Source organism: Streptomyces sp. NPDC006265 (genome assembly GCF_040613555.1).
Taxonomy (GTDB): domain Bacteria; phylum Actinomycetota; class Actinomycetes; order Streptomycetales; family Streptomycetaceae; genus Streptomyces.
In genome coordinates, this window is sequence record NZ_JBEXSH010001047.1 from 1 (window position 1) to 2805 (window position 2805).

The window sequence follows — 2805 nt, forward strand, 5'->3', positions numbered from 1 at the left end:
AGCGGACGGGGACACGGGTGATCGTGTTGTTGGCCGTGGTGAGCATGTGGATGGACCGGGTCCGCCGAACCGTCCAGCAGGGGGAAGGACTTGATCTCCACGACCGTCCAGCTGCCGTCCGGGTGCACCACCACCGCGTCCGGCTCCAGGAACGCGGGGGAGCCCGCGACGTCCAGCGCGAGCATCGGATGGTCGAGCAGCGTCCACGTGCCCGGGTGCGCGGCGGCCTCCCGCAGCTCCAGCTCCGTACGGGCCGTGCGCCCCTGGGGCCCGGCCGCCGTCAGGTCCGGCACGCGCGCGCCGGCGGGCGGCTCGGCGGACCGGTCGAGCTTGTCGTGCACCAGCCGCAGCAGCTCCGCGCCGCCGTCCGCCTTGACCTTCGCCTCGAAGGCGTTGCCTCTGGTGAGCGCGAACTGCGACTGCCCGAAGGCCGACGGCGAGCCCAGCGCGCTCGCCACCAACGCCTTGTTCACCCCGGCGCCGTCGAGGATCGCGCGCCGCGCACAACCGGGGTTGGCGGCCAGCGCCGCCAGGGCGCGCGCGTCCAGTGCCTTCGCGGGTACGTCGGGGCCGCGCAGCTCAGCGAGCCGCTGCCGGAGCGCCGTCCCCCGCGTCCTTGGGAGAGGCACCCGGCTCGGCTCCGTCTTCGAACCGCGACTCGCGCTGCCGTGGAATTCGCTCACCCGCGGAAGTCTGGCATCCGACACTGACAATCGAGGAACCTGAGGCGGAGGAGTCCGCCGCGACCGGTGCGGCCGCCGGCACGAACCGTGCCTTGACCCGGTCCGCGGTGCGCATCACGACGGGTGCCAGCAGCAGGCCGACGCCCATGACGGCCGCGCCCGCGACCGCGTCGAGGAAGTAGTGGTTGGCGGTGCCCATGACCACGATCGTCGTGATCAGGGGGTAGGCCACGGCGGCCGTCCTCGTCAGGCGCGACCCGCCGAAGCGCCACAACATCACTCCGCACCACAGGGCCCAGCCCACGTGCAGACTCGGCATGGCCGCGTACTGGTTGGTCATGTCCCCCATGCCGCGCGGGGCGCTCGCCGCACCGCCCCACCAGCCGTACGAGCTGTACTGCGCCATCGTGTCCACGAAGCCGTGGCTCGCGTCGAGGAGCCGGGGCGGGCAGGTCGGCAGCAGGGTGAAGCCGATCAGGCCGATCAGGGTGGACGTCATCAGCCAGGTGCGCGCGGCGCGGTACCGCACGGCCCGGGAGCGGAAGAGCCACACCAGGACGGCCGGAGTGACCATGTAGTGCAGCGACGCGTACCAGAAGTCGGCGGGTATGCCTATCCAGGCCTCGCGCGTGAAAAGACGGTTGAGGGGGTGCTCGAAGTCGAGGTACAGCCCCTGCTCGAAGCGCAGGATCGTCAGACCGTGGTCGACGGCCCCGGAGACGTCGCCGCGGGCGAGGAGCCGGCCGGCCGAGTAGCACGCGTACACCAGCAGGATCAGCGGCAGCTCGGTCCACCAGCGCAGCCTGGGCGCGGGGGCCGCCGCCTCGGTGCCCGGTGTCTCGGTGTGCTGCATCCGATCGTCCTCCCCCTTCGTCGTCACGCGTAGCCCGTTCGGCCGTGCCACTTTACGGCGTGTGCGCCCACCCCGGGGGGGCGCCTCCGGCCCTCAAAGACGCAGAGATCGCCCCCCGGGTTGCCCATGACGGGCGTGCGCGATGATGGAGGAGTTCCCCATGCGTTGTTCTTCCGGAAAGGTGCCCCATGGCTGCGCGCATCCTGCTGGCCCGCCACGGACAGACCGAGTGGTCCCTGTCCGGCAAGCACACGGGCAGGACCGACGTGCCGCTCCTGGAGGAAGGCCGGCGCGGCGCGAAGCTGCTCGGCGAGCGCCTGCACCGGGACCCGTACGAGGGCCTGGCCGGCGTCGAGGTGCGCACCAGCCCGCTGGCACGCGCGCGTGAGACCTGCGAACTGGCCGGCTTCGGCGATCGTGCGCGTACCTGGGACGCGTTGCTGGAGTGGGACTACGGGACGTACGAGGGCATGACCCCCGCGGACATCCAGGCCGTTCGGCCCGGCTGGCTGATCTGGCGCGACGGTGTCCCGGGCGGGGAGTCGCTCGCCGAGGTCACGGCCCGGGCCGACGAGGTGGTCTCCTGGGCCCGCTCCGAGGACCGCGACGTCCTGGTCTTCGCCCACGGGCACATCCTGCGCTCCATCGGTGCGCGGTGGCTCGGCCTGCCGATCGACTTCGCGGCCCGGATCCGGCTGAACCCGACGTCCCTGTCGGTACTGGGCTGGGCCTACGGGGAGCCGGCGATCGAGAGCTGGAACGACCTGGGGCACCTCGCCCAGGGCGTGCCGGACGTCGCGCGGCAGGCGTGACGTCCGCGACAGTCCCTCAGGCCATCCGCTGCGAGGAGGCGTGCCGCTCCAGGAACGCCGAGACCCCGCAGGCCCTGCGGTGCGGCAGCAGCACCCGCGCGGTGGCCGCCAGCATGGTCTGGACGCGGGACGACTGGACCTCCTCCAGCAGATCCAGCACCCGCATCCCCGCCACCGCCGCCTCGTCCGGCCGGCCGCCGCGCGCGAGGTCGTCCGCCAGCTCCGCCGTGTAGAGGGCGATGTTCCGGGTGAAGTGCGGATCCTGCAGCTCGGCGGCGCGCCGCGCGTGCCGTGCCGCCCGGGGCCAGTCGCCGAGCGTGGACCAGCACTGCGCCTCCAGGCCCTCCAGTTCGGCCTCCCCGTAGAAGCTCATCCACTCGGGGTCGGCGTCCGAGGGGCCCCGCTCGAAGAAGGCCTGCGCCCGGGCCAGTGCCTGCTCGCAGCCCACGCGGTCGGC

At 72.9% G+C, this 2805-nt stretch carries 2 protein-coding genes and 2 pseudogenes; 1 reads left to right on the top strand and 3 read right to left on the bottom strand.

The genetic code is table 11. From position 1 onward, the window contains the following. A pseudogene (locus tag ABZ281_RS44935) lies at positions 1 to 629 on the bottom strand (hypothetical protein); the annotation flags it as partial. Beyond that, entirely contained in the window at positions 580 to 1536 is a 957-nt protein-coding gene (locus tag ABZ281_RS44940; protein WP_356664112.1) for a phosphatase PAP2 family protein, read from the bottom strand. The pseudogene ABZ281_RS44935 and the gene ABZ281_RS44940, both read right to left, overlap by 50 nt. Positions 1537 to 1724: 188 nt before the next feature. On the opposite strand from ABZ281_RS44940, the gene ABZ281_RS44945 reads away from it, so the two are divergent. Beyond that, positions 1725 to 2348, top strand: coding sequence for a histidine phosphatase family protein (locus tag ABZ281_RS44945; RefSeq protein WP_356664114.1), 624 nt, complete (start codon positions 1725 to 1727; stop codon positions 2346 to 2348). A gap of 16 nt (positions 2349 to 2364) precedes the next feature. On the opposite strand, the pseudogene ABZ281_RS44950 reads toward ABZ281_RS44945, so the two are convergent. Beyond that, positions 2365 to 2805 (bottom strand): annotated as a pseudogene (locus ABZ281_RS44950) (hypothetical protein); the annotation flags it as partial.